The following is a 26,853-nucleotide window of genomic DNA, read 5'->3' on the forward strand; positions in this document are numbered from 1 at the left end:
TTAAAAATCGGCGTCGAAACTAATTTTGTTTTCGTCAGACTCTTTGTTAAGCACTCCCGCTTTTTGATATTCTGATACACGCTTTTCAAAGAAATTAGTTTTTCCTTGTAGCGAAATCATATCCATAAAATCAAACGGGTTGGTAGCATTATACTCTTTTTCACAACCTAACTCTACTAAAAGCCTATCGGTTACAAACTCAAGATACTGGGTCATGAGTTTAGCATTCATTCCAATAAGGCTTACCGGTAGAGATTCTGTAATAAATTCACGTTCTATATCTAACGCATCAATAATAATTTCTTTAATGCGCTCTTTAGGTACTTTATTTACTAAGTGGTTATTGTGAAGATGTACTGCAAAATCACAGTGCATGCCTTCGTCTCTAGAAATTAGCTCGTTAGAGAACGTTAACCCCGGCATTAAACCACGTTTTTTAAGCCAAAAAATAGAGCAAAATGCACCAGAGAAAAATATTCCTTCTACAGCTGCAAAGGCTATTAAACGTTCTGCAAAGCTGGGCGACTCTATCCAACGTAAAGCCCACTCTGCTTTTTTCTTAATAGCCGGAAAGTTTTCTATGGCTTTAAATAAGGTGTTTTTTTCTGCCTCGTCTTTTACGTAAGTATCTATAAGTAGTGAGTAGGTTTCTGAATGAATATTCTCCATCATAATCTGAAACCCGTAAAAGAATTTAGCCTCTGTATATTGTACTTCGTTTACAAAGTTTTCAGCTAAGTTTTCATTTACAATACCATCAGAAGCAGCAAAAAACGCTAATATGTGCTTTATAAAATAACGCTCATCGTCTGTTAATTTGTTGTTCCAGTCAGCTAAATCTTGATGTAAATCTATCTCTTCGGCTGTCCAAAAACAGGCTTCTTGTTTTTTGTACCACTCCCAAATATCGTGGTGTTGAATTGGAAAAAGTACAAATCTATCTTTGTTTTCTTGTAAAATGGGTTCTACTGCAGCTGACATTTCTTTGTATTTTAAGGGGTTAGTGTTACTCTTTTTGGGATTGCTTGGGACTAACAAAGATTTAAAATTGCCAACAAAATTGAAAGGCAGTTTTTTGTTTTTACCGATAAAGTTTTTCACAAATTGTTGAAATGTGCAATGAGCTATTGTAGGTATTGGGATAGGCAAGAAATTGTTTTTTACTTTTTTGAAAAACAATTAACTAAAACCTTTTTACCAAATAATTATTCGTTTTTTTTAAGCTCTTTAGCTACTTGCTCTAACTGGTTATACCAATCTTCGCCAAATTTTCTAATTAAAGCCTCTTTTACAAATTTGTAGATTGGAACTTGTAGCGATGTGCCCAATGTACACGCGTCATTACAAATATGCCACTGATGATAATTTACAGCAGCAAACGACGCATACTTTTTTATTCTAACCGGATATAGATGACACGATATTGGTTTTTTAAAACTTATTTTGTCTGCATTGTAAGCTTCTTCTATACCGCATTTAGCAATTCCGCTGTCGTTAAAAACCACATAGGCACATTCACTCCCGTTTACTAAAGGTGTTTCGGGCTCACCGTCTAATCCGGTAACCCAAGTTCCTTGCTCCTCTATGGCTTTTATGCCTTCTTCTCTTAAAAACGGTTTAATGGCAGGATATAACTTTTCGAGTGTTTTGGTTTCTTCTTCATCTAGCGGAGCGCCCGCCTCACCTTCAACACAACAAGCGCCTTTGCATGCATTTAAATTACACACAAAATCGTTCTCTAAAATCTCTTCAGAAACTATGGTATGCTTTAACTGAAACATGGCGCAAAGATATCTTTTTTAATCTTAGAAAACACAATCAATTTTAACGGCATAATGCTGTGTAAACGTTTAGATATTAGTATTTTTGCGCCCAAAATAAAAGGCTTTCAAAATGAATTTAGATTTAAAACAAATCATATCGTCGGGAATGGTGCTGTTTGCTATTATAGATATTTTTGGAAGCATCCCTATTATTGTAAGCTTACGCAAAAAAGTAGGTCGTATAGAATCGGGCAAAGCATCAATTGTTGCTGCTTCTATTATGGTTGCTTTTTTGTTTGTAGGTGAAGAGATTTTAAAACTGATTGGAATTGACGTAAACTCGTTTGCTGTTGCGGGTTCGTTTGTACTGTTTTTTCTGGCTTTAGAAATGATTTTAGGTATTACCCTGTACAGAGACGATGCTCCAGAAACAGCATCGATTGTGCCCATTGCTTTTCCGTTAATTGCCGGAGCAGGAACCATGACATCTTTGTTAGCATTACGAGCAGAATATGATGTAGAGAATATAATTGTTGCAATAATTATTAATATTATAATTGTTTACATTGTTTTAAAATCGTCGGGGAAAATTGAAAAATTCCTTGGAAAATCAGGATTAGGTGTAATTAGAAAAATATTTGGAGTTGTTTTATTAGCAATTGCCGTAAAACTATTTGCTGCTAATATTGCCGCTCTGTTTTAACCCATATATATTCATGAAAACATTTACAGCCATATTAATACTTTTAGGAATAGGTTTAATAGCTTATAATTTAACATTAGTAGACTTTAATAACCCTTTGGTTGGCGATAGCCTTGTGGCAATAATTGGTGTAGTTGCTGCCCTTTGTGCTATTGTTTTATTAGTTATTTTAAACTTATCTAAAAAAATTCAAGATAAAGTTAATAACAAATAATGTTTGATGTTTTAATTATTGGAGGTGGTGCTGCAGGTATGCAATGCGCTTTAGTGTTAGGGTCTGCCCAAAATAAACCCTACGCCGAAGGAAAAAAAATTGGCATTATAATGCACCAAAAGGCATCGCACTTACAAAACGCTTTGTTTAATAATGTTTTAGGACTGGCTCCCGGAACAACCGGCAAGCAAATATTAGAACAAGGCAAACAACAGCTGGCCAATTTATATCCGCATGTAGTACAAATAGAAAAAGAAAAAGTAATTTCAGTATCCGGACAAGCTCCCAACTTTACAGTTACTACCAACAAAAACAGCTATACCGCAAAATGTATTGTTGTAGCTGTTGGGTATACTAAGTTTTTTGCTATAGATGGACTTACGCAATACGTAGTGCCCCACAAACTATCTGAGCCCAGTAAAGAACGTATTCAGCTTACAAACGAAAACTATAAAGTTACAGACGGTATTTATGTTGCAGGTACTTTGGCCGGAGGTAGAAGTCAGTTTGCTATTGCAGCAGGAAGTGGTGCACAAGTAGCAACAGATATTTTAACCGAATGGAACAACGGTAAGCACACCAAGGTTCATGATAAGGTTGTTAATTAACTAAATCATCATTAACGCTAAGTTCTAAAACTCTACGAATAACATTATCATCTTGGTTACGAATTCTGTTAGCCAAGTTAGTACCAAAAAGTTGTTCGGCTAATGATGCTTTTATGTGTTTGCGTAAACTTTCTTTATAAGGGTTAAAGTTTATGTTTAAACCACTACTTTTTGCATAGGCTATAAATGCATTAACTAATTCTTGAGAAGTTTCAAAATTTAACAAAAACTCATTAGGAGTATACCCTGCGTATAAGTCTCTATTAGCATCTAAATGTTCAAAAATAAAATAGCCCATTATACCCGATTCAAAAATGGTATCCATATAGCGTTGTGTTCGGGTTTTATTGGCTGGCACGAACACATCAGGAATAATCCCTCCACCGCCATACACCGTTTTTCCTTTGGGTGTAGTAAATTTTAAAGAATCAGGTAGTTGAATACTATCAACAGATTTCATCTCACCGTTAGTGTATCGGTTATGAAAATCATTATAATACTCTTCGGTGCCATTACTGTATGGTCTTTGTATTGATCTTCCTGTTGGTGTATAATAACGAGAAATTGTTAACCTTACTGCAGAACCATCGGGTAATGCCATTTCGCGCTGCACCAATCCTTTACCAAATGATCTTCTGCCAACTATTGTGCCTACATCGTTATCTTGGAGTGCTCCGGCTACAATTTCGCTTGCAGAGGCGGAGTTCTCGTTTAGTAACACAAACACCTCGCCATTTTCAAAATCTCCTTTTTCTGTAGCAAAGGTTTTTTCTATGGTTCCTTTTTTATTTTTAGTAAACAGTATAAGCTTACCGTCTTCTAAAAATTCGTCTGCAATTTGCTCTGCAACCCCTAAATATCCTCCGGGATTATCTCTTAAATCTAACGCTAATTGTACAGCCCCTTGCTGTTGTAAAATGTTTAGTGCTTCTTTAAACTCTCTATAGGTAGATTCTGCAAACCTATTAATACTAATGTACCCTAATTTATCTGACAGCATATAGTATGCATCTACACTTTTTATGGGAACCTCACCTCGTTTTATATTAAAGGTTAACCATTTATTTTCTTTCTTTCTATAAACCTTTAATGTAACCGGAGTATTAGGTAGTCCTTTTAGTTTCCGAATAACTTCTTCACTCTCTATGTTTTTATTAAAAAGGGTGTCGCCATTTGCAATCATTATTCTATCGCCTGGTAAAATACCTGCTTTTATACTTGGTCCGCCTTCTAAGGGTCTGATGACCGCCAAGGTGTCCTTATACATATAAAAACTAATGCCTATTCCTACAAAGTCTCCTTTCATGCTCTCATTTACCTGCTGCATTTCGCTTTTTGGTATATAAACAGAATGTGGGTCTAGCTTTTCTAAAATATTATTTACGGTAACATCTACAATGCTATCGGTGTTAACATCATCTACATATTCATGATCTATATAATCTATTAACCTATTAAGTTTATCTTTTTTAGAATTGGTAGAGATAGAAAAAAAGCGTTCCGGACGATCATTAAAATTTAACTTTCCGCCAATAAAAATTCCGGCTGCAATTGCTGCAGCTAATAAAAAAGGAAGTAAATAGTTTTTATTTTTAGGCATATAATGTAAAACTAACCCTAATCGTCTAAGTTAGGGATATGTGTTAATTGAACGCCGGCTTTTTTAAGAAATTGTAATCCGGAGTCGTCTTTATAAGCATTTTGATACACCACACGTTTTATTCCGGCCTGATGTACTAATTTGCTACACTCTTTGCATGGCGATAACGTTATGTAAAGCGTTGCGCCTTCGCAAGATTGGGTAGAGGCTGCCACTTTTAAAATTGCGTTTGCCTCTGCATGAAGCACATACCATTTGGTATACCCTTCTTCGTCTTCACAAATGTTTTCAAAACCTGTTGGCGTACCATTGTAACCGTCTGATATAATCATGCGATCTTTTACAATTATGGCTCCAACCTGTTTTCTTTTACAGTACGATAGTTTTCCCCACTCTGAGGCCATTCGTAAATAGGCCTTATCGTAACGTTCTTGTTTTTTTTGCGACATCTGATAACGAATATAACGGGTTTGTGTTTGTGTAGCAACCCTTTTCACGTTAATTTTAAGCTAAAACTAATACGGATAGGTATTTTGCAGCATTGGTATAACAATACCAATTATAATAGCAGAGACAATTAAAATCCAATCTCTTCTGGTAACTCTAAATATATTCTGAAAAATAAACCCTATCAATAGCGTAAGCAGTACAATTACTATTTGTGCTACTTCTATTCCTAACGCAAACTCAATTAACGGTAATGCTTTGCTTTCTTCGCCGGCAATAATTTGTTTAAAGTAGTTAGAAAATCCAAAACCATGAATTAGCCCAAAAAACAATGTAAACACAAAAGCCATAGCCAAAGTTTCATTATTTTTTTTACGGGCTGTTACAATATTATACAAGGCTGTTGCAAAAATGGTAACCGGTATTAAAAACTCTATTAAAGTAGCATTAATAGTTACAATTTTATATACCGATAAAAACAAAGAAAGCGTATGCCCAAGCGTAAATATAGACACTAGTATAAGTACCCTCTTCCAATCTTTAAATGCATAGGGCACAGTTAGTGCTAATAAAAATAGAATGTGATCGTAGGCATTAAGATCTAGTACGTGGTTGAGTCCTAACTTAAAATAAAGCCAAAATTGAGACATGTTTAATTTTTTTAGTTTGAGGAGTTTCAAACTTACAATATATTTAAGAAATTAAAAACCTCGTTCTCGCTGTATTTCTTCGTAGGCTTTTTGAACTTCTTTAAATTTCTCTTCGGCTCCTTTTTTTATGGCTTCATCTTGACTTTGAACTTTATCCGGATGGTATTTTTTAACCATGGTTCTGTATGCTTTTTTAATCTCAGCATTTGTAGCATCGGGGCTTACTTCAAGAATTTTATACGCATTGTCTGCTGCTTTAACAAACATGGCTTTTATACTCTCAAAATCATGATGCCCTATGCGCAAGTAACCTGCTAATTCCTGAATTTTATCTATTTCTGCTTGTGTTACTTTACCATCTGCTTGTGCTATGCCAAATAAAAAGTGTAATAATTGCAACCGTACTTCATAACGAGTTCTTTGTCTAAAAAAGGCGCAAATTTCTGCGGCAGAAACTCCTTGTTTTTTTACTACTTCATTAAAAATTCTAAACACATGATTTGCACGCTCTTTACCGTATGAAGCTACAAAATACTGACGTACAAAATCTAACTCTGTTTGAGTTGCTTTACCATCGGCTTTAATTACAATAGAGCATAAAGAGAGTAAATTAAGCTCGAATTCTGATTGAGAAACCGTTTGCCTTTGTGTGCCAAAAACCGATGTGTAACTGCTTTTATTATCGTCAAAAAAACTTCCAATAAAAAAACCTATAATAGCTCCGGGAAATCTAAACAACAAATAACCAATTAAGGCCAAAAACCACCTAATCATGCTATAAATTTTAGCGCAAATATACTGTTTTGCCTTGGTTAAATTAATACCTAAAGCGTCTGTACAAAGGCTTTATGTTTTATCCTTTTTATTACAGTTGCAAATAGCCTTAAATATGCCCTCAATTTTGTATCTTTGCACTACTTATAAAAAAATGAATTATGTATCCAGCCGAATTAGTAAAACCAATGCGAGAAGACCTAACTGCTGTTGGTTTTAAAGAGTTGCACACTCCCGAAGAAGTAGACCAAGCATTAGCACAAAAAGGAACTACTTTAGTTATGGTTAACTCTGTTTGCGGATGTGCTGCTGCCAACGCTCGTCCGGGCGCTCGTATGAGTTTACAAAACAATAAAAAACCAGATTATTTAGTAACTGTTTTTGCAGGAGTAGATAAAGAAGCTACCGAAAGAGCCAGAAGCTATATGGTTCCGTTTCCGCCATCATCGCCAAGTATTGCTTTGTTTAAAGATGGTGAGTTGGTACATATGCTAGAGCGCCATCATATAGAAGGACGTCCTGCAGAACTAATTGCCGAAAATTTAATGGAGGCATATAACGAACACTGTTAAACTAAATTTTACCTGTCTTTATATGTAAACCTCTGGAGCTGCCATTTCAGAGGTTTCTTTTTTAAAAAAATGAAAAAAGCTATCGCCTATTTACTAGCCACTTTATACTATTTAGTTTTTGGCTTGTTGTTGGTTCTTTTTCATCCTATACAATGGTTATGCTTAAAACTTTTTGGGTATCAGGCTCATAAAAAAAGTGTAGATATATTAAACTTTTTTTTAACCCAATGCTTGCTTTTATTAGGCACAAGAGTTGTATTTTTTAATAAACACAAGCTACCAACCAATAAGCCTCTGATTATTGTTGCCAACCACCAAAGCATGTACGATATCCCTCCTATAATATGGTACATGAGAAAGCATCATCCTAAGTTTATAAGCAAAAAAGAACTCGGTAAAGGCATTCCGAGTGTATCGTTTAATTTACGCCATGGAGGCTCTGCTTTAATCGATAGAAAAAATCCTGAACAAGCCATTACCGCTATTAAAAATTTAGCAGATTATGCCGAAAAGCATTGCCGATCTGTAGTAATATTTCCTGAAGGAACAAGAAGCCGTACCGGTAAGCCAAAACCCTTTCAGGTGGGTGGTTTAAAAACATTGTTTGAGAAAATGCCCAATGCTTTAGTGGTGCCTATTACTATAAATAATTCTTGGAAAACGTTACAATATGGTAAATTCCCTATGGGAATTGGAAACCTAATTACTTTTACTGTTCATAAACCATTAGTGGTTGCCCAGTACAACAATCCAATAGAACTTATAAAAACTGTTGAAAAAACAATAACCCAAGCTGTGAAAGTATGACCAATTCTGAAATAATTGAAAAAACTATTGCTTTTGTAAAAAAAACATTGGAAAATGCAGAAGGCGGACACGATTGGTTTCATATAGAACGTGTTTTTAAAAATGCCATGTTAATTGCAAAAGATGAGCAAGCAGATCCGTTAATTGTTGGGTTAGGAGCCTTATTACACGATATTGCCGATAGTAAATTTCATGATGGTGATGAAACAGTTGGTCCTAAAAAAGCACGTGCCTTTTTACATTCTTTAGGTGTTGCAAATGCTATTACAGACCATGTTGTAGCAATAATAGAAAACGTATCATTTAAAGGCGGTAATACATCCCGTACTTTTGCATCGAAAGAGCTTGATGTTGTGCAAGATGCAGACAGGCTTGATGCCATAGGAGCAATCGGTATTGCTCGCGCTTTTAATTACGGAGGTTTTAAAAATCGTAAGCTATATGATCCTGCAATAGCGCCTAAATTAAATATGAGTAAAGAAGAGTATAAAAAATCTTCATCGCCCACCATTAATCATTTTTATGAAAAGTTGCTGCTGCTAAAAGATAGAATGAACACTAAAACCGGTCAGAAACTCGCACTACAACGCCACGCTTTCATGGAACATTTTCTTGAGCAGTTTTATGCTGAATGGAATGGAGAACGATAACATTACATACAAGACCATAAAAGGAGTTCCCAACGCACAACTACTCTCTGAAATAGTTTTGTTGTACACTGCTATTTTTAATGATGCCGATGTGTCCTTCTTTTACAAAAGAATACAAGAAAATCCCAACCTTTTTAGTGTTCTTGCTTATTATAATAATAAGTTAGTTGGATTTAAAATTGGATATCCCAAAAACAAACTTGTTTTTTATAGCTGGATAGGTGGTGTAGATGAAAGTTTTAGAGAAAAAGGCATTGGTAAAACTTTAGCTTTAACACAAGAGCAATGGGTAAGAAAGCAAGGGTTTAAAAGTATTCAAACTAAATCTATGAACCGTTTTAAACCCATGATGATTTTAAACCTAAAAAACGGTTTTAATATTATAAAAGTTTATACTAACGATAGCGGACAAACAAAAGTTGTTTTTGAGAAAGTTTTAGAATAGTTTTAACTGCCCGTCTTTGTATTGCTCATGTAAAGCTGTGTTTAGTAGTGGCATTTTCTTATTCTTAAAATACTTTTGCTTAGCCAACTTAACCATAGCATGTATTTGCTCGGCTATTTTACCTTCGCCTCTATTTCTGAGTCTAAATCTACTATCATTTAATGTGCCTCCATGACACTCTTGAATTTGATGTAGCACTTTTTGAGCTCTATCCGGAAGTGTTTTTTTAATCCAATCTGCAAAAATATCTCCTATAGCTCCATTTAATCTAACTACTGTAAACCCAAAAGATAATGCTCCATTATCTGCAACAGCTTTTGCCATAGGCAAAATTTCATGACTGTTAATGGCCGGTATTATTGGGGCCAACATTGCATTAACCGGAATACCGTTTTCTGATAATTTTTTAATGGTTTCTAACCTTTTTTTAATACTGGCTGTTCTGGGCTCTAAAATTCTGCGGGTTTCTTCAGACAACGAAGTAACCGAAATATTTACGGCAATTAAACCATCTTTATTTAGTTCTTTTAAAACATCTAAGTCTCTTAAAATATATGCGTTTTTGGTGATTATGGCTACCGGATGTTTGTATTTTAAAAACACCTCTAAACACGCTCTTGTAAGTTTAAATTTCTGCTCGGCAGGTTGGTAGCAATCTGTATTTCCGGAAAGCACAATAGGGTGCGCTTTCCATTTTTTACTTTTTAGTTTTTGCTCTAATAAGTATGGAGCATTTTTTTTGATTAAAATTTTACGCTCAAAATCCAATCCTGCACTGTAACCCCAAAACTCATGCGCATTGCGAGCATAACAATATACACACCCATGTTCGCAACCTTGGTAAGGATTCATGGAGTACATCATTCCAACATCCGGGCTATCTACTTTATTAACAATAGTTTTAGGGAAAACAGGTATGTATTGTGTTTTATTACTTTGTGATTGTTCTCCTTCTTTGTGGCAATATTCTAAAAAATCAGCTCTTAATTCGTGAGAGTTTTCAGAAAATCTGTTGGGCACATTACGCTGTGCACCTCTTCCTTTTATGTAGTTTTTATCTGCCACTTTGCCAATTACTCAGTATCAAAGTTACTAAAATATATAGGCGTATTTTAGTGGCAAAATGTTAAAAAGCTAAGGCAAGGTAATCTTAAAAAGCTGTTTCCTGCTTCCGCGTCTTGCTAAAAAATATACTGCCTTTTCTTGCTTGCTTATAAGTGCTCTAGAAACCATTAACGGTGCTGCAGCATCGTCTTCTTCCAGCACTTTTTTATAGGTTAAATCTCCTTGTTCATTAAGTTTAACAGCAAATACATCTGGAGTTCTGGTATAACTTTCTCTAAACAGTAATCTGTTATTAGATAGTTTTTGAGGTTGCTCTCCAGAATTAATAAAAAACAAAACATCTTGGTTAGCAAGCATTGTTGTGTAAGATACGTAAGCTTCGTCTCCGGTTGTAACTTCTTTTTTGTTAATATTTCTGGCCCACTTTAAATTACCATTACCAGACACTTTAACACAAATAATATCATTGTAATGATGCCTGTACACCCACATACCAGAACCACTTGAGTTTGTTTGATAGTTTTTGGTGTAATAATACTCTTCGGCTGTAATTATTAAGTCGCCATTGGGGGGTTCCAGCAAGTTTCTAAACAGTAAATTATCTATTTCTTTGTTTTTTGCAACCCCATATTTATCTATCATAAACTGCTCTGAAAACGGAATGTTTTTTTGGCTTAATAAGGAAAGGTTTGAAGGATTTATTTGAAAATAAGAAACCCCGTTATACCTGTTACCTCCTCTTTTAGAATAAAAGCCCAAGGCAACCAATTTGTTATTTGTAAATGTAGTTTTAAGGGATGCTAACTGAAAATCAGGAAAGCCAAAGTTTTGCTGTAATAATTGATTATCGGCAACTTTATAAAGCTCGTATTGGTAACGACCTAATGTTCCTTCAGAACGTTTTTTTCTAATAAAATGTGCCTTAGCCAGCAAGTAAACTTCTTTATTGTTTGGATGCCATGTAAAATTTTCGAATACTAAATTCTTGTTGCTTAGTTTTCCTTGTAAATCTGCTTCAAATTTTAGGTTAAGATTGCTATCAAAACAAAAAGCTTTCTGCATTGCATACTCTTTTTGTTTATTGTTAACCCAAATCACCACTTGTTGTGTTTTTGGATGTATTAGTAGTTGCGTTTGAAAGTTAGTGTTAAACTCATCACTCTTAACATCTAACACATTAATTTTTTCTTCTTTATTGGCCCTAACAGAAACTAATTTTCTGGGAATAAAACTAATAGAATCTAAACTTGTACTGTTAGCCAGGTACGTATAAGAGAGCATTTTTTTATCGTAAAAAAACTCTATAAAATGCAATCTATTATTACTAAATTGAGTTCCTAATACTTGTGTTTTATTGGGCTCATATTTGTATTCGTTAATTAAATTTAAATTGTTGTCGTATCGCTCAATAAAATATCCTTTAGGCCTTAAAATAATCCCTCCGTATATGGCTCTTACAATTACAATATCTCCCTCTTTAGTTTCATAACTATTTACAATTGTAGAGTACTTATAGCGGTCTTTGTATACCTCGCTTTTAGTGTAAGATATTTGCAATTTCTGAGCTGTAATTTGGCTACTAAATAGGCACAAAAGCAAAATAAGGCTAAGTTTTTTCATAACACGGTAGGGTATTAAGCACTAAGAGTTAGACAACATTGCCTAACCCTTAATGTAAACGTAAATATTATGTAAATAGTTTATTGTTTACCAGGAAAATTAGCCTTGCGTTTTTCTAAAAAAGCTGTAGTACCTTCTTTAAAATCGGCTGTACCAAAACATTCACCAAAGGCTTTAATTTCTGCAGTATAGCCTTCTCTGTTAAATCCGGCATTTACGGCTTTAATGGCGTAACTTATAGCTACCGGCGAATTACTAACCACTTTTTGAGCAATGTTTTTACAAAAATCTAACAGTTCTTCTTGCGGTACAACATGGTTTACCAGCCCATAGTTTAATGCTTTCTCTGCATCTATCATTTGGGCAGTCATTATAAGCTCCATCGCTCTACCTTTTCCTATAAGCTGTGGTAATCTTTGGGTTCCGCCATACCCCGGAATTACTCCTAAAGAAACTTCCGGAAGACCCATTTTTGCATTATTACTTGCTACTCTAAAATGGCATGACATGGCCAGCTCTAATCCGCCTCCAAGCGCAAAACCGTTTACAGCTGCAATTACAGGAGTTGATAAATTTTCAACAAAATCAAACAATAATTCTTGTCCGTTTTTAGCTAGTTGTTCTCCTTCTGTGATAGAAAAATGAGCAAATTCAGAGATGTCTGCTCCGGCAACAAAAGCTTTCTCTCCGCTTCCTGTAACAATAATGCATTTAACATCATTATTGTTATCTAAATCTGAAAACGCTTGATGAAGCTCTTGTATAGTTTCTCTGTTTAAAGCGTTTAGTTTTTTGGGCCTGTTAATAGTTACAACAGCAATTTGGTTGTCTGTAGTTATTAGAATATTATTAAAGCTCATTGTTAGTAGTATTAAATTATACTTCTTTTGGGAATGTTACAGTAAACACCGTGCCTTTTCCCGGTTGCGATGTAAAGGTAATACTTCCGTTGTAGGTTTCCACAATATTTTTTACCATTCCTAATCCTAGTCCCATACCGCTACTTTTAGTTGTAAATTTTGGCTCAAATACTTTGTCTTTGTGTTCATCTAAAATACCTAAACCGTTATCTGCGACTTGAATTTTCACGGTGTTTTTGTTAGATGTTACAGACACCAGAATTCTGGGATCTCTATCTTCAGGAATTGCCTGTATGGCATTTTTAACCAAGTTATTTATAATTCTGATAAGTTGTGTACGATCTAGTTTAGCAATGATTTCATCTTCGTCTGCAATAAATCGAATAAAATCTTCATTGAAAATTTCTAACGCCAGCTTTACAATTTTAACTACGTTAAGCGTCTCTGTTTGTTGCGCCGGCATATTTGCAAAGTTTGAAAAAGCCGATGCTATACTACTCATGGTATCTATTTGTTGAATAAGCGTTTTAGAAAACTCTGCCACTTTATTTTTTACATCGGGGTCTTTAGGATCAAATTTACGTTCAAAATTCTGAACGCTTAATCGCATAGGAGTTAGTGGGTTTTTAATTTCGTGAGCTACTTGTTTTGCCATTTCTCTCCAGGCTTGTTCTCTTTCGCTTCTGGCAAGTTTTACAGCGCTTTCTTCGAGCTCATCAACCATACTGTTATACGCATTAACTAATGATGCAATTTCTGTGCTGGGCTCTTTTAAAATAATCTTCTCATTACGTTCACTAAGGCGAGTTCTATCTAATTTATCTGAAATTGTTTTTAAGGAACGTGTTATGTATTTTGATATAAAATAGGCCAATACAATTGCAATCCCTAACATAAGCAAGTACACCATGCTGAGCCTAAATAAAAATTCTCTAAGCTCCATGGTATTAAACGAGTCGTCTTCAAAATAAGGAAGATTTAAAATCCCGATAGGCTTAAAATTCCTATCGGTAATGTATGTATATGACGCCTGAAACCTATCTCCGGCTGCAACTTTATGCTCTACATAACGTTTGTTTGGGCTTTTTGCCAAGGCTTCTAAAACCCCTTTAGGCAACTGCTTAGAAATAGAATCATTTTCAAATTTTGGTCTAGAGCTTATAATTAAATTACCTTCCAGGTCGTAAATATTAAAGTTTACGTTCTGTACATCGGCAATTTCATATATGGCTTTATTAAAAATTAAGCCTAAGTATTGGGTTTCTACCGGATAGGTTGTATGGCGTTCAAGCAAATAGTTTATGCTGGCCTGAACCTGATTTTCTTTTCGTTCTAACCTGTTTTGATGATAATCTCTGGATTGTTCTTTGTATTGATAAATGGTAACTAAGGCAATTAAGACCGATGCCATAATTACCAAAAATATCATAGAGAAAAATATGCGGGATCGTAACGATAAATTCTTAAACACCGTTTATGCATTTGCTCGTAAATATAACAATAATCAAGCCAAAGCCTACTTACAAAAAACACATAAAACAACTTATGCGTTCGGATTTTTTTCTCTTATGCGTTTGTAAAGCTTAATTCCTAACATAAGCAAAATGCCTAAAACCACAATTCCTAACACTCCAAAAATCCAGTTTATAGTGTTTTTTAAAATCACTAAAAAAACTACTGCAAAAAGTATAATTGTAGCACCTTCGTTCCAGATTCTCATAAAATTAGAGGAATACTTAATAACATCTTTTTGAAGTTGCTTAAAAATTTGATGTGTTTTTAAATGATATGCTATAAGCAACACTACAAATAAAAGTTTAACATGCATCCAGCCTTGAGAGAGCCACTCAGGAATTAAAAACAGCAACCATACTGCAAACAAAGTAGCTAAAATTGCAGAAGGCCAGGTAATTATGTACCACAACCTTTTGGCCATTACTTTAAGTTGATTACTGAGAATTTCTTTATCCGGACTTGGTTTTTCTTGGGCTTCTATATGGTATATAAATAATCTTGGTATGTAAAATAATCCGGCAAACCAAGTAATTACAAAAATTAAATGCAGTGATTTTATGTAGTTGTAGTACTCCATAGTATTTGTTTACAGAAAAAAGTCCCCGCAAAAATACGGGGACTCGTCTAATTTATTCTTCTTCTACAAACAAATAATCTAAATTAAGGTTATTAAACTCTTTGTTAAAGGCTTTAACCTCATCTGAAAGTAGTTTGTTAAATGTGTTTAATTGCGCTTCTATTTTTTTAGTAAGCTCATTCTTAACCGCAATATCTTGGTCTGTAGGAGGAAAATCGTCTATAGTTACCAAACTATTTAAATGCCCCAATTTATTGGTAAGTTTTATTGGGAAATTAAGCGGGTCTTGATTGCTCCTGTTTTTAGTTTGGTACAATGCTTTCTCTATTTCAGACAATTGCTCTTTAAGCTTATTGGCTTTTTCAATTAAAGGTTTTACCCTTGCATCATCTTTATATTGTTTTGCAAAGCCTTCTAATTGCTTATTAATATTGCGTATGGTTTTTATAGATTTATGAGCCTTATCTATTGTTGCATTAATGCTTGCAACAAACTCAAACTGCTTTTGCATATCGGCTACAGAAGCCTCTGCTCTTGGATCCGGAATAATTTTAAAGGGTTGTTTTTGGGTTTCTCCATTAACCGTTAAAGCAACCGTATAATCTCCGGGTACTGCTTTTGCCCCGTTTAAATTTGCCCACCATAAAATCATTCCCGGAAGTTTCTCTGCTCCATCATAACGGGTATCCCAAACAAAATGATTACCGCCTTTTTTTACTTTGAGTTTGTTTTTTTTATGGTGTGTAGAAAATGTTTTTATAGTATCGCCATCTTTCTCTAAAAAGGTTAACGAAACCGTATCCTTCTCTTTGTCAAAATTCTTTAAATAAAAATAAGTTATAACACCGTTTGGATGGTTTGTGCCGGCTGTTTTAGATTTAAATCCGCCTCCTCCTTTGGTACGGTAACTATCTTTAGGTTGGTATAAAATGGCATCTTTATTTTTTAGTTCATCGTTTAATTGATGTAATACTGTTAAATCGTCAATTATCCATAAACTTCTTCCTTGAGTTGCTACAATTAAGTTATTGTCTTTAATGGCTAAATCTGTAATTGGCACAATAGGTAGATTTAACTGAAATTTTTGCCAATTTGCACCATCATCAAAAGAAATATACATTCCTGTTTCGGTTCCGGCATAAAGCAATCCTCTGCGTTTTGGGTCTTCTCTAACTACACGTGTAAAATGCTCTGCATCTATACCATTGGTGATTTTTTGCCAAGTTTTACCGTAATCTGTTGTTTTGTATAGGTAGGGTGTAAAATCGCCTAATTTATAACGTGTTGCTGCAACGTAACACGTTCCGGCATCAAAAGCGCTCGGCTCTATACTATTTATCATAGACCACTCGGGCAGGTTTTTAGGAGTTACATTATCCCAAGTTTTACCACCGTCTTTAGTTACATGAATTAACCCATCATCACTACCAACCCATAGTAATCCTTCTTGTAAGGGGCTCTCATTTGCTGCAAAAATGGTACAATAGTACTCTACTCCGGTGTTATCTTGTGTTATTGGTCCGCCAGACGATTTAAGTTTTTCAGGATCGTTACGTGTTAAATCCGGACTGATAAGTTCCCAACTTTGCCCTTCGTTTGTTGTAACATGAACATGGTTAGAAAAGGTGTATAATTTTTTAGGATTGTGTTTGCTAAAAATTATTGGAAAATTCCATTGAAAACGATACTTCATTCCTTCAGCTCCATGTCCCATTGGGTTATCCGGCCAAACATTAATTGCTCTTACCGTTCCGTTTTTGTGGTTTACACGCGTTAAAAATCCTCCATAGCTACCACCATATACAATATCATTATCGGTTGGGTCTACTGCTATATGAGCCGATTCTCCACCGGCTGTACTTTCCCAATCATCTTCGTCTATGGTCCACCCATCGCTTCTATGTTTAATTCTAATAGTAGAATTATCTTGTTGAGCCGCATAAATTCTGTACGGATGTGCGTTATCTGTGGTTACCCTGTAAAATTGAGAAGTTGGTTGATTGTGGTATGTGCTCCAGGTTTCACCACCATCGTAGGTTATTTGAGCTCCTCCATCATCTCCAATAATCATTCTGTTGGGGTTTTCGGGGGCAATCCATAAATCATGATGGTCGCCATGCGGTGCATTGTGCGCAGAAAAGGTCTTACCACCATCGGTAGATTTGTGATAATTTACATTAAGAACATACACTATGTCTTCGTCTTGTGTATCGGCATATACACGCGTATAGTACCACGCGCGCTGGCGTAGTTTTCTTTCGCTATTAACGTAATGCCAAGTTTTTCCGGCATCATCACTTCGGTAAAGTCCTCCTTTATCTTTGTGTTCTACAATGGCCCAAACTCTATCCGGATTAACAGGGGAAACTGTTACGCCAATAATACCTAAAGTTCCTTGCGGGAAACCTTCGTTTTTAGAAATTTCAGTCCAAGTTTCACCACTATCGGTGCTTTTCCAGAGCGCAGAACCTTCTCCGCCACTACTTAAACTATAGGGTGTGCGTTGTACACGCCATGTAGATGCGTATAAAATTCGTGGGTTTGTAGGATCTAGTAATAAATCTACTGCACCGGCTTGGTCGTTCACAAATAAAACCTGTCTCCAGGTTTTGCCACCGTCGGTGCTTTTATAAATACCTCTTTCTTTAGTGGGTTTATAAATATTCCCCATAACTGCAGCATACACCGTATTGTAGTCTTTTGGGTGCACAGCAATTCGGGGTATATGTCTTGATTTTTCTAATCCGGAGGGTTTCCAGGTTTTACCGGCATCTACACTTTTCCAGATACCGTATCCTGAAGATACATTTCCTCTTACGGTTTTTTCACCTCCCCCGGCATAAAGCACATTGTGATCACTTTGGGCTACTGTTATAGCTCCAATAGATCCACCAAAAAATCCATCAGAAATGTTTTCCCAAGTACGTCCGCCATCTTCGGTTTTCCAGATACCTCCTCCAGTAGCTCCAAAATAATATAAATTAGGCTTACCCGGTACTCCGGTAACAGCTGCCGAGCGCCCTCCTCTAAATGGCCCTATTAACCTATACTCTAAAGCTCCGTAAAGCTCTTCCGGATAGCTTTGAGTGGTAGTTTTTTTTCGTTTGTTTTTTTGGGATTGAATTTGGTGTGGGGCAATAAGAAAACAGAGCATCACAATGCTCATTTGCAATATTAGTTTATTCATAATACATAGAGATAGTTAGTTAGCTAATAGCTAAAATTAACAATAATTTACTGCACGCAATTGGTTTTAATGTAACTTTAACACTACTTCTCTATGTAAAAAATAAGCCGTTACAATGGTAGATAACACATCGGCCAACGGAAAAGAAATCCAAACCCCTAATTCTCCATAAAATTTTGGTAGGATTAAAATTAACGGAATAAAGAAAAACCCTTGTCTGGTAAGTGTAAGTAGCAATGCAGGAATGGCTTTACCAACTGCCTGAAAGTAAGCAGCCCCAATTAATTGCACTACTACAATAGGTGTTGCTAAAAAAACCCATCGCATAGCTTGTGGCGCCCCTTTTAAAACATCAGGATCTGTAGTGAAAACTTTTGTTATGGTTTCCGGAAAAACCATAATAAAAACAAAAATTAATAGTCCTAATAATGCTGCATAGATAATGGCTGTTTTAATAGATTGCCTTACTCTAACGTATTGTTTAGCTCCGTAGTTATAGCCGGCAATAGGCAAAAATCCCTGTGTAATACCTAACACCGGAAACAGTGCAAACATGAGCATTCTGCCAATAATGGCATACACCGTTACAGATGCCTCACCTCCTAAATCAAACAAAATATTATTTAAAAACAAGTACGTAATGCTAACAACTGCCTGTCTTGCTAAGGTAACCCCTCCTAACGAAGCTATTTCGTTTACAATATTTTTTTGAAGACTAAAACTCGAAATAGTAAGTTTAAGCTCTGAGTTTTTTGAGATAAAAAACCACAAAATATATGCAAAGCAGAGTAGGTAAGAACCTGTAGTTGCCCAAGCCGCACCATACATCCCCCAGTTAAAAACTTTTATAAAAATATAGTCTAACAATAGGTTTCCAACGGAAGGTATAATCATGGCAACCATAGCAAACCTGGGTTTTCCTTCGGCTCTAATTACCGTGTTGCCCATCATGCAAAGTGCTAAAAAAGGTACTCCGTAAAGCACAATTACATAGTAAACTTTTGCCGGATTAAAAATAGCTCCTTTCCCTCCAAAACTCGGAATTAAACTATCTACGTACCATAAGCCAACCAACACTAATGTAATTGTAAGTAGTAGTGTGAGTGTTATTTGGTTGCCAAACGTTTTTACTGCTTTACTTTTATTCTTCGCCCCAAGTGCTCTGGATATAATAGACGAACCGCCAATACCTATTGCCATTCCTAAAGCTGCAATAAAAAACGAAACCGGCAGGACAACATTAATTGCTGCTATGGCAGTAGCACCAATCCAGTTCCCTACAAAAATAGTGTCTACTAAAATGTTTAAAGACATCACCAAGATGCCTATAGAAGCCGGAACAGCCTGTTTAACAAGCAATTTTCCAATTGGGTCTGTTCCTAATTGCGAGGCTGTAACTTTACTCATTTAAAACAGCCTTTTTTACTTGCGCCCATTGATTAATCCAATTACCCAAAACCTTAGCCCAATCGTCTCTATCATTTAAGCAAGGTATTACGTGGCATGCTTTGCCCCCGTTTTCTAAGAAATCTTCACGCGCTTCCATCCCAATTTCTTCGAGGGTTTCTAAACAATCAGACACAAAAGCAGGTGTTACAATGGCTAATTTTTTAATTCCTTTTTTAGCAAGCTCTTGTACGGTGGCATCTGTGTAGGGTTGTAACCAAGGATCTTTTCCTAACCTTGATTGAAAAGAGGTGCTATAGCTTCCTTCGGGCAATTGTAATTTGCTAACAACCTGTCTGGTAGTCTCGTAACATTGGTGACGATAACAGTAATTATGCGCCGGAGAAGGAGTTATACAACACGTGCCGTTTATTTTACAATGAGATTTAGTTACATCAGATTTAATTATATGTCTCTCCGGTACACCATGATACGAAAACAACAAATGATCCCACTCTTTGTCTTGTAAATATTCTTTGATAGATGTGCTTAACACATCAATATAATCCGGTTTTTTATAAAAGTGTTCAATGCTTTTTATTGTAAGATCCGGGAAATATTTTTTTTGAAGCTTCTGAGCCAATACCAAAATAGTTTCGGTAGTAGCCATAGCATATTGCGGATACAACGGAAGCAATAAAACCTCTTTAACTCCTTGATTGTAAAGTTGGGTAAGTCCTTTTTTTATAGACGGATTACCATACCTCATGGCTAACCCAACCGGAACCGTAGTTTCTTGCTGTACTTTGCGCTGAAGGCGCTCAGACAAAACAATTAAAGGAGAGCCTTCTTCCCACCATATTTTTTTATATGCTTCGGCAGATTTTTTAGGTCGTGTATTTAAAATAATTCCTTTAACTATAAAAGCGCGTAACAGGTAAGGCACATCTATTACCCTACCGTCCATTAAAAACTCATCTAAATAACGCTTTACATCTTTTGGTTCGGGGCTGTCCGGAGACCCTAAATTAACCAACAATACACCTTTACTCATGAATTATTTTGTGTTTTAACTGCTAAAGACATTAAGTATTTTTTGGGCGTTGTGCCGTATTTCTTTTTAAATGCTGCAATAAAGTGGCTGGCTGTGCTGTAGCCAACTTTTAACCCTACTTCGTTTACATTATGTGTGCCTGCTTCTAAGAGTTTTCGGGCTACCTCCATTTTGTAGTCAAATAAAAAACTGTAAACAGAATCTCCATAAATCTGTTTAAACCCTTCCTTTAGTTTTTTTAAGCTCAATCCAATTTCATCGGCTAATTCTTGTAGGCTCGGAGGCTCAGTCATTCTGGCTATAATTATATCTTTTGCTTTTCTGATTTTAAGTACATTGGCCTCGTCTGTTAAATAAGGGCATTGCTCAATATTAGCATCTTCACTTTTATTAAAATACAACCCTAGTGCTTCGTATGCCTTGCCTTTGTAATATATATGCTTTATAGATTGATTTAAGTTGAAGTTGATAATTTGATTAAGTACGATTGCTAAAGAGGGCGTTATTTTTTCGTCTTTATAATACTTTTTATCCTTATTCTCATCACTTAAAAACGTTATATAATCAGCCTCATTAGAAAACAATCCATGAAATTTTTTTATAGATATAAGCAACGAAACCAACCATGAATTTGGCGATACTTGTATATGAATAGGAAGGCTTCTTTGCGGATTGTATAACAACAATGAGTGTTCTTCTTGTAACGGAAGCTGATACCTGCCTTCATTAAATTGTAATAAACTGGTACCCTTTACACCAAAATGAAACTGAATGTAACTTTGGTCTATTGCTCGCTCAACTATTTGATTTTCAGAGGTATCGTTTTTATACGTAAGTACTAAAAACCCGTCATCTACTTGCGTTTCTGCAAAAGTACTTTTAGCGATATTTTTTGATGGCGATTTCAAATTAATTATTCTTTATTTATTTAGATTGATTCTAAACAAAGCTATTCGGAAGCATTGATTTCAGGGCAAAAGTATGACATTTATCATTTTATTTTAAAAAAATCACACAAAAAACGCATAACGACACTAAAAGTTCTTTTAGCGTTATTTTTTTTAAACGAAGGCTTATATTTTTGCCTCGAAATTGCAAATAGAGGTATGGAGCAATATCATGTATCTAAAGGCACTTTTTATGCCATAGGATTGAGCTATAAAAAGGCCGATGCAGAAATTAGAGGTCGGTTTAGTGTGAGTGAAGAGGCCAAGGCTGCTATTTTACAACAAGCAAAACAAAATGGCATAGAGAGTCTTGTTCTAATCTCTACTTGCAACCGTACAGAGATATATGGATTTGCACAACATCCGTATCAACTAATAAAACTACTTTGCGAGAATACTAAAGGAACCATAGAAGAGTTTCAGGAAGTAGCATACATCTACAAAAATCAAGACGCCATAAATCATATTTTTAGAGTTGGTTCCGGGTTAGACAGTCAGATTTTGGGTGACTTCGAGATTATTGCTCAAATAAAAAATGCTGCTGTTTATTCAAAAAAACTTGGGCTAATTAATGCCTTTACAGAGCGTTTAATTAACTCGGTTATTCAGTGTAGTAAACGTATAAAAACCGAAACAGAAATTTCTTCAGGAGCAACTTCTGTGTCGTTTGCATCGGTGCACTACATTTTAAATAATGTAGCCGATGTGTCTAACAAAAATATCTTGCTTTTTGGTGCCGGTAAAATAGGTAGAAACACTTGCGAAAACCTTATAAAGCATACCCAAAATAAGCACATAACGCTTATAAACCGTACCAAAGAAAAAGCAGAACAAATTGGCGGAAAATTTCAGGTAATTGTTAAAGATTATGCCGATTTGGCTTCAGAACTTAACAAAACAGACATTTTAATTGTAGCAACTGGAGCACAAAATCCTACCATTTACAAAGAGCTTATAACAACCAATAAGCCTTTGCTTATTTTAGATTTATCTATCCCAAAAAATGTTGCCGATAACGTTACAGAGCTTTCTAATGTTACACTGGTTCATTTAGATAAGCTTTCTAAAATGACAGATGAAACTTTAGAACGCCGAAAAGCCGAAGTACCCAAAGCCGAGGCTATCATAAACGAACTTAAAACAGAATTTACGGCTTGGTTAGAAACCCGTAAATTTGCACCAACCATTAAAGCTTTAAAAAAGAAACTAAAACATATAAAAGAAGCTGAGTTAGATTTTCAGAGAAAAAAAATTGAAAACTTTAACGAAGAGCAAGCTGCATTAATAAGCGATAGAATTATTCAGAAAATCACCACTCATTTTGCCAACCACTTAAAAGATAATATTGCTAACTCAGATCACAGTATTGAGCTCATAAACAAAGTTTTTCAATTAGACCAAGAGCATGCATAAAACCATTCGCATAGGCACTAGAGATAGTGAGCTCGCACTTTGGCAAGCCAAAACCGTACAAAACCAGCTAGAACGCTTAGGGTACGCTACACAACTTGTTCCCGTTAAATCTGATGGTGATTTAGAGCTTAACAAGCCATTATATGAGTTAGGTATAACAGGCATTTTTACTAAAACACTAGATATAGCAATGCTAAACGGTACTGTAGATATAGCCGTGCACTCTATGAAAGATGTTCCTACTAAGCTACCTAAAGGTATTGTACAAGCTGCCGTTTTAGAACGAGCCTCTAATCAAGATATTTTAGTTTTAAAAGAGCATCAAAATATTCCCGAGAACGCTGTCATTGCAACCGGTAGTTTACGCAGAAAAGCGCAATGGCTTAACAAGTACCCAAACCATCAAGTTGTAAATTTAAGAGGTAACGTAAACACCAGACTACAAAAACTAAGCAATAGTAATTGGCTTGGTGCTATTTTTGCAAAAGCAGGATTAGAGCGCATTAATATTTTACCAAAAAATTATGTAGCGTTAGACTGGATGATTCCTGCTCCGGCGCAAGGTGCTATGATGGTTGTAGCACTAGAAAAAGATTCTTATTGTTTAGAAGCGCTTAGTAAATTAAACCATATAAATACCGCTATTTGTACCCAAGTAGAGCGTGATTTTTTACGAACTTTAGAAGGTGGTTGTACTGCTCCCATTGGTGCAGAAGCCACCATAAAAAACAACATGCTTTACTTTAAAGGAATATTATTAAGTGTTGATGGTAAAAAGAAAGTAACTATAAACAAACACACACCGTTACAGGCTTATACAAACTTTGGCAAACAATGTGCAGAAGAAGTTTTAGCAAATGGAGGAAATGAAATTATGAACGAATTACAAAACCAATAGCCATGAATGTTCTGTCTACTAAAATATTAACCCCGCTTCAAAAAAATTTATTAAAAAACAAAAATATTACGCTTACTACTTACGATGCCATAAATGTATCGTTACTACCGTTTGTACTTTCAGATAAGTACGAAAATATTATTATAACCAGTAAAAATGGTGCCTTAGCCTATTTAAAAGCATACGCAAAACAATACTTAACAACACCTTACAATATTTTTTGTGTGGGGCAGAAAACTAAAGAGCTACTAGAAAAAAACAATCAAAAAATTGTAGCGTATGCTAATTATGCCGAAGAGTTGGCTAAAATTATTGTAAATAATCACAGTGATAAATCATTTTTATTACTATGTGGTAATATGAGGCGACCAGAGTTGCCAGACACCTTACAAAAACATAATATTAGTTTTAAAGAGCAACAAGTGTATACCACCAAATTACATCCTAAAACTTTTAAACAGCATTTTGATGTTGTGCTATTTTACAGCCCCAGCGGAGTTCAAAGTTATACCTCTTGCAATAACCTAAACAATACCATGGCTGTATGTATAGGCACAACAACTGCTAACGAAGCAAAAAAACATACACAACATATAGCAATTGCAGCAGAACCTACCATAGAAGATGTACTAATAGAAGCTGCCAAACAAGTTAAAAAATGATAAAGAACGATTTATTTTTAAGAGCTTTAAAAGGAGAAACTGTAAACAGACCTCCGGTTTGGATGATGCGTCAGGCGGGCAGATATTTACCCGAATTCATGGCCCTTAGAGAAAAGTATGATTTTTTTACTCGTTGCCAAACACCAGAATTGGCCAGCGAAATTACAGTACAACCTTTAAGACGCTTTGATCTTGATGCTGCAATTTTGTTTAGCGATATTTTAGTAATCCCACAAGCCATGAATATAGAGGTGCAAATGAAACCTAACTTTGGCCCCTATATTCCTAACCCAATAGACAGTGAAAAAGCTTTAGAAACCGTTATAGAGCCCGATGTAAACGATGCTCTGAACTATGTAATGCAAGCCATTAAGGCAACTAAAGAGCTTTTAAACAACAGTGTTCCGCTTATTGGATTTGCCGGTTCTCCATGGACAATCTTATGTTATGTAGTACAAGGGCAAGGAAGTAAAACGTTTGATAAAGCTAAGGCTTTCTGTTTTACACACCCTGAGTTAGCACACGAGCTTTTACAAAAAATAACCAATACTACCATTGCCTACTTAAAAGCAAAGGTTAAAGCAGGTGTTAATGCAGTTCAAATATTTGATTCGTGGGGAGGAATGTTATCGCCCACAGATTACCAAGAGTTTTCATGGCAATACATCAATCAAATTATAGAGGCTTTAAAAGATGATGTCCCGGTGATTGCTTTTGCAAAAGGCTGCTGGTTTGCTTTACCGGAAATGGCAAAATCTAATGCTTCGGCCTTAGGAGTAGATTGGACATGCTCTCCAAAAAATGCCCGTTACTTAACAGGAGGCAACATCACGCTTCAAGGAAATTTTGATCCTGCCAGACTTTTATCTCCTCCGGATACTATTAAAAAAATGGTGCATACTATGATTGATGAATTCGGAAAAGATAAATACATTGTAAACCTTGGGCACGGTATTCTGCCTAACATTCCGGTAGATCATGCTAAGGCTTTTGTAGATGCAGTAGTATCATATAATGCTTAGAGAAGAATGGGAGTAAAAAACCTGATTTTCTCGTTACAATTTACACATTTGTTAAAGCTTGCCGGTGTTTTTTTAAAACATCCGCTTAAAATGTACCCTACAATAAAAGCAACTTTAGATTGCTTGCGCATTGCTAACAAATTGTACCCCAAAAAACACCACATTAATACAAAAGCCAATGCATTTAGGCATGCCCTCTGGAATATGCTTATAACTAAAGAGTGTCTTACCAAAAAAAATGATTTGAATAAGGCACTTGATTGGGCAAAAAAAATAACAGATTGGCACGAAACATTTTCGCCCAATAATGCTTTAGAAAGGGCTATGGATTTGCATAACAATGCCATAGGAAGAGCTATTATAAAAAAAATGATTTTAGAAAACTGGCCCTTAAGTGAATACAATTTTATTACCATATTACAACAAGAGTTAGAAAACAGTAAATTGGTAACAAGCATACAAGAAATAGAAGCAGCAAAAAACCAATTGTTATATTTAATAGAAGACCATGAAAAATAAGTTTTACAACTACATACAACAGCTTCAAGACACCATAACAACTGCTTTAGAAAAGGTAGATGGCAAAGCTGCTTTTAAAGAAGATTTATGGGAGCGTGCAGAAGGAGGTGGGGGCCGTACACGTGTAATACAAAACGGAGCTGTTTTTGAAAAAGGCGGTGTAAATATTTCGGCTGTTCATGGTGAACTTCCGGAGTCATTGCAAAAACATTTTAACGTTTCTCATGGTAATTTTTTTGCTTGTGGGCTGAGCTTGGTTTTACATCCGGTTAGCCCTATGGTGCCCACTGTTCATGCTAATTGGCGTTATTTTGAGTTGTATGATGATAAAGGAGAGCTTGTAGACCAGTGGTTTGGTGGCGGACAAGACTTAACTCCGTATTATCTTTTTGAAGAAGATGTAATTCATTTTCATCAAACTTGTAAAACTGCTTGCGATAAGCATAATGCATCATTTTACAATACCTACAAAAAAAGGTGCGATCAGTATTTTTATAACACACATCGTAATGAAGCTCGTGGTGTAGGAGGATTGTTTTTTGATTATTGCAGACCTACTTCAGATTTTTCTATAGAGCAATGGTACAGTTTTGTAACAGAAGTAGGTAATAGTTTTTTAAATGCCTACTTGCCAATTGTAGAGCGCCGAAAAAATATTCCTTATAATCAAGACCACAGAAATTGGCAAGAAATTAGAAGAGGCAGATATGTAGAGTTTAACCTTGTTCATGATAAAGGAACTTTATTTGGTCTTAAAACTAATGGCCGAATAGAAAGTATTCTTATGAGCCTTCCACCACACGTACAGTGGGTGTACAATTATGAGCCTGCACCAAACACAGAAGAAGCAAAGCTTTTAGCAGTATTAAAACAACCTAAAGATTGGGTTTAAAAA

General features: G+C 35.5%; 28 protein-coding genes. 13 read left to right on the top strand and 15 right to left on the bottom strand.

What is annotated here, in order from left to right:
- Nucleotides 1-981, bottom strand: a complete 981-nt coding sequence (locus ACZ5CF_RS02240) for a ribonucleotide-diphosphate reductase subunit beta (protein ID WP_464580096.1) — start codon at nt 979-981, stop codon at nt 1-3.
- A 224-nt stretch (nt 982-1,205) separates the two neighbouring features.
- The gene (locus ACZ5CF_RS02245) at nt 1,206-1,781 is read right to left on the bottom strand and encodes a DUF3109 family protein (protein ID WP_464580097.1); all 576 of its coding nucleotides are present in this window, start codon (nt 1,779-1,781) and stop codon (nt 1,206-1,208) included.
- Between the two features lie 112 nt (nt 1,782-1,893).
- Here ACZ5CF_RS02245 and ACZ5CF_RS02250 point away from each other — a divergent pair, with 112 nt between their 5' ends.
- The 3 genes from ACZ5CF_RS02250 to ACZ5CF_RS02260 are packed head-to-tail and all read left to right on the top strand — an operon-like array spanning nt 1,894 to nt 3,288.
- Nucleotides 1,894-2,466, top strand: a complete 573-nt coding sequence (locus tag ACZ5CF_RS02250) for a MarC family protein (RefSeq protein WP_464580098.1) — start codon at nt 1,894-1,896, stop codon at nt 2,464-2,466.
- A gap of 13 nt (nt 2,467-2,479) precedes the next feature.
- Nucleotides 2,480-2,680 carry a hypothetical protein gene (locus ACZ5CF_RS02255; protein ID WP_464580099.1) on the top strand — a complete coding sequence of 67 codons (201 nt, stop codon included), beginning with the start codon at nt 2,480-2,482 and terminating at the stop codon, nt 2,678-2,680.
- Nucleotides 2,680-3,288 carry an FAD-dependent oxidoreductase gene (locus ACZ5CF_RS02260; protein ID WP_464580100.1) on the top strand — a complete coding sequence of 203 codons (609 nt, stop codon included), beginning with the start codon at nt 2,680-2,682 and terminating at the stop codon, nt 3,286-3,288. The genes ACZ5CF_RS02255 and ACZ5CF_RS02260 overlap by 1 nt, the downstream gene beginning before the upstream one ends.
- Here the strand turns inward: ACZ5CF_RS02260 and ACZ5CF_RS02265 are convergent.
- The 4 genes from ACZ5CF_RS02265 to ACZ5CF_RS02280 all read right to left on the bottom strand — a co-directional run bounded on the left by ACZ5CF_RS02265 (nt 3,281) and on the right by ACZ5CF_RS02280 (nt 6,759).
- Nucleotides 3,281-4,888 carry a S41 family peptidase gene (locus ACZ5CF_RS02265; RefSeq protein ID WP_464580101.1) on the bottom strand — a complete coding sequence of 536 codons (1,608 nt, stop codon included), beginning with the start codon at nt 4,886-4,888 and terminating at the stop codon, nt 3,281-3,283. The genes ACZ5CF_RS02260 and ACZ5CF_RS02265 overlap by 8 nt on opposite strands.
- 17 nt (nt 4,889-4,905) lie before the next feature.
- Nucleotides 4,906-5,337, bottom strand: a complete 432-nt coding sequence (locus ACZ5CF_RS02270; RefSeq protein WP_464580102.1) for a deoxycytidylate deaminase — start codon at nt 5,335-5,337, stop codon at nt 4,906-4,908.
- 66 nt (nt 5,338-5,403) lie between these two features.
- Complete coding sequence (locus ACZ5CF_RS02275) at nt 5,404-5,985, bottom strand: HupE/UreJ family protein (RefSeq protein ID WP_464580103.1); 582 nt, start codon at nt 5,983-5,985, stop codon at nt 5,404-5,406.
- A 51-nt stretch (nt 5,986-6,036) separates the two neighbouring features.
- Nucleotides 6,037-6,759, bottom strand: a complete 723-nt coding sequence (locus ACZ5CF_RS02280; RefSeq protein WP_464580105.1) for a TerB family tellurite resistance protein — start codon at nt 6,757-6,759, stop codon at nt 6,037-6,039.
- A 161-nt stretch (nt 6,760-6,920) separates the two neighbouring features.
- Here ACZ5CF_RS02280 and ACZ5CF_RS02285 point away from each other — a divergent pair, with 161 nt between their 5' ends.
- From ACZ5CF_RS02285 to ACZ5CF_RS02300, 4 genes are all read left to right on the top strand, one after another.
- Complete coding sequence (locus ACZ5CF_RS02285; RefSeq protein WP_464580106.1) at nt 6,921-7,331, top strand: BrxA/BrxB family bacilliredoxin; 411 nt, start codon at nt 6,921-6,923, stop codon at nt 7,329-7,331.
- A 69-nt stretch (nt 7,332-7,400) separates the two neighbouring features.
- Nucleotides 7,401-8,138, top strand: coding sequence for a lysophospholipid acyltransferase family protein (locus ACZ5CF_RS02290; RefSeq protein WP_464580107.1), 738 nt, complete (start codon nt 7,401-7,403; stop codon nt 8,136-8,138).
- A complete protein-coding gene (locus tag ACZ5CF_RS02295; RefSeq protein ID WP_464580109.1) occupies nt 8,135-8,788 on the top strand; it encodes an HD domain-containing protein in 654 nt (217 codons plus the stop codon). Before ACZ5CF_RS02290 ends, ACZ5CF_RS02295 begins: the two co-directional genes overlap by 4 nt.
- Nucleotides 8,775-9,233: a GNAT family N-acetyltransferase gene (locus tag ACZ5CF_RS02300; protein WP_464580110.1), complete on the top strand. Its 459-nt coding sequence runs from the start codon at nt 8,775-8,777 to the stop codon at nt 9,231-9,233. The genes ACZ5CF_RS02295 and ACZ5CF_RS02300 overlap by 14 nt, the downstream gene beginning before the upstream one ends.
- On the opposite strand, the gene ACZ5CF_RS02305 is transcribed toward ACZ5CF_RS02300, so the two are convergent.
- The 9 genes from ACZ5CF_RS02305 to ACZ5CF_RS02345 form a co-directional block, all read right to left on the bottom strand.
- A complete protein-coding gene (locus ACZ5CF_RS02305; RefSeq protein WP_464580111.1) occupies nt 9,225-10,298 on the bottom strand; it encodes a PA0069 family radical SAM protein in 1,074 nt (357 codons plus the stop codon). The genes ACZ5CF_RS02300 and ACZ5CF_RS02305 overlap by 9 nt on opposite strands.
- 69 nt (nt 10,299-10,367) lie before the next feature.
- Nucleotides 10,368-11,918 carry a hypothetical protein gene (locus ACZ5CF_RS02310; RefSeq protein WP_464580113.1) on the bottom strand — a complete coding sequence of 517 codons (1,551 nt, stop codon included), beginning with the start codon at nt 11,916-11,918 and terminating at the stop codon, nt 10,368-10,370.
- Nucleotides 11,919-11,998: 80 nt separating this feature from the next.
- Nucleotides 11,999-12,778 carry an enoyl-CoA hydratase/isomerase family protein gene (locus ACZ5CF_RS02315; RefSeq protein WP_464580114.1) on the bottom strand — a complete coding sequence of 260 codons (780 nt, stop codon included), beginning with the start codon at nt 12,776-12,778 and terminating at the stop codon, nt 11,999-12,001.
- Between the two features lie 16 nt (nt 12,779-12,794).
- Nucleotides 12,795-14,207: a sensor histidine kinase gene (locus ACZ5CF_RS02320; protein WP_464580116.1), complete on the bottom strand. Its 1,413-nt coding sequence runs from the start codon at nt 14,205-14,207 to the stop codon at nt 12,795-12,797.
- A 114-nt stretch (nt 14,208-14,321) separates the two neighbouring features.
- The gene (locus ACZ5CF_RS02325; RefSeq protein ID WP_464580118.1) at nt 14,322-14,870 is read right to left on the bottom strand and encodes a CopD family protein; all 549 of its coding nucleotides are present in this window, start codon (nt 14,868-14,870) and stop codon (nt 14,322-14,324) included.
- 52 nt (nt 14,871-14,922) lie between these two features.
- The gene (locus ACZ5CF_RS02330; RefSeq protein WP_464580825.1) at nt 14,923-18,024 is read right to left on the bottom strand and encodes a WD40/YVTN/BNR-like repeat-containing protein; all 3,102 of its coding nucleotides are present in this window, start codon (nt 18,022-18,024) and stop codon (nt 14,923-14,925) included.
- Nucleotides 18,025-18,123: 99 nt separating this feature from the next.
- Nucleotides 18,124-19,464 (bottom strand): MATE family efflux transporter, encoded by a 1,341-nt coding sequence (locus tag ACZ5CF_RS02335; RefSeq protein WP_464580119.1) that lies wholly within the window; start codon nt 19,462-19,464, stop codon nt 18,124-18,126.
- Entirely contained in the window at nt 19,457-20,497 is a 1,041-nt protein-coding gene (gene hemH, locus ACZ5CF_RS02340) for a ferrochelatase (RefSeq protein WP_464580120.1), read from the bottom strand. Before hemH ends, ACZ5CF_RS02335 begins: the two co-directional genes overlap by 8 nt.
- Nucleotides 20,494-21,405 carry a helix-turn-helix transcriptional regulator gene (locus ACZ5CF_RS02345; protein WP_464580121.1) on the bottom strand — a complete coding sequence of 304 codons (912 nt, stop codon included), beginning with the start codon at nt 21,403-21,405 and terminating at the stop codon, nt 20,494-20,496. Before ACZ5CF_RS02345 ends, hemH begins: the two co-directional genes overlap by 4 nt.
- 198 nt (nt 21,406-21,603) lie before the next feature.
- On the opposite strand from ACZ5CF_RS02345, the gene hemA reads away from it, so the two are divergent.
- From hemA to hemF, 6 genes are read left to right on the top strand one after another with little or no spacing between them, the layout of a single operon-like run.
- Nucleotides 21,604-22,857 (top strand): glutamyl-tRNA reductase, encoded by a 1,254-nt coding sequence (hemA, locus tag ACZ5CF_RS02350; RefSeq protein WP_464580122.1) that lies wholly within the window; start codon nt 21,604-21,606, stop codon nt 22,855-22,857.
- Nucleotides 22,850-23,755, top strand: a complete 906-nt coding sequence (gene hemC, locus ACZ5CF_RS02355; protein WP_464580123.1) for a hydroxymethylbilane synthase — start codon at nt 22,850-22,852, stop codon at nt 23,753-23,755. The genes hemA and hemC overlap by 8 nt, the downstream gene beginning before the upstream one ends.
- A gap of 2 nt (nt 23,756-23,757) precedes the next feature.
- Entirely contained in the window at nt 23,758-24,417 is a 660-nt protein-coding gene (locus ACZ5CF_RS02360; RefSeq protein WP_464580124.1) for a uroporphyrinogen-III synthase, read from the top strand.
- Entirely contained in the window at nt 24,414-25,439 is a 1,026-nt protein-coding gene (hemE, locus tag ACZ5CF_RS02365; protein ID WP_464580125.1) for a uroporphyrinogen decarboxylase, read from the top strand. The genes ACZ5CF_RS02360 and hemE overlap by 4 nt, the downstream gene beginning before the upstream one ends.
- Nucleotides 25,440-25,445: 6 nt before the next feature.
- The gene (locus ACZ5CF_RS02370) at nt 25,446-25,958 is read left to right on the top strand and encodes a DUF6973 domain-containing protein (RefSeq protein ID WP_464580126.1); all 513 of its coding nucleotides are present in this window, start codon (nt 25,446-25,448) and stop codon (nt 25,956-25,958) included.
- Entirely contained in the window at nt 25,948-26,850 is a 903-nt protein-coding gene (gene hemF / locus ACZ5CF_RS02375) for an oxygen-dependent coproporphyrinogen oxidase (protein WP_464580128.1), read from the top strand. The genes ACZ5CF_RS02370 and hemF overlap by 11 nt, the downstream gene beginning before the upstream one ends.
- Nucleotides 26,851-26,853: the final 3 nt, after the last annotated feature.

It is taken from the genome of Lutaonella thermophila, assembly GCF_055387725.1.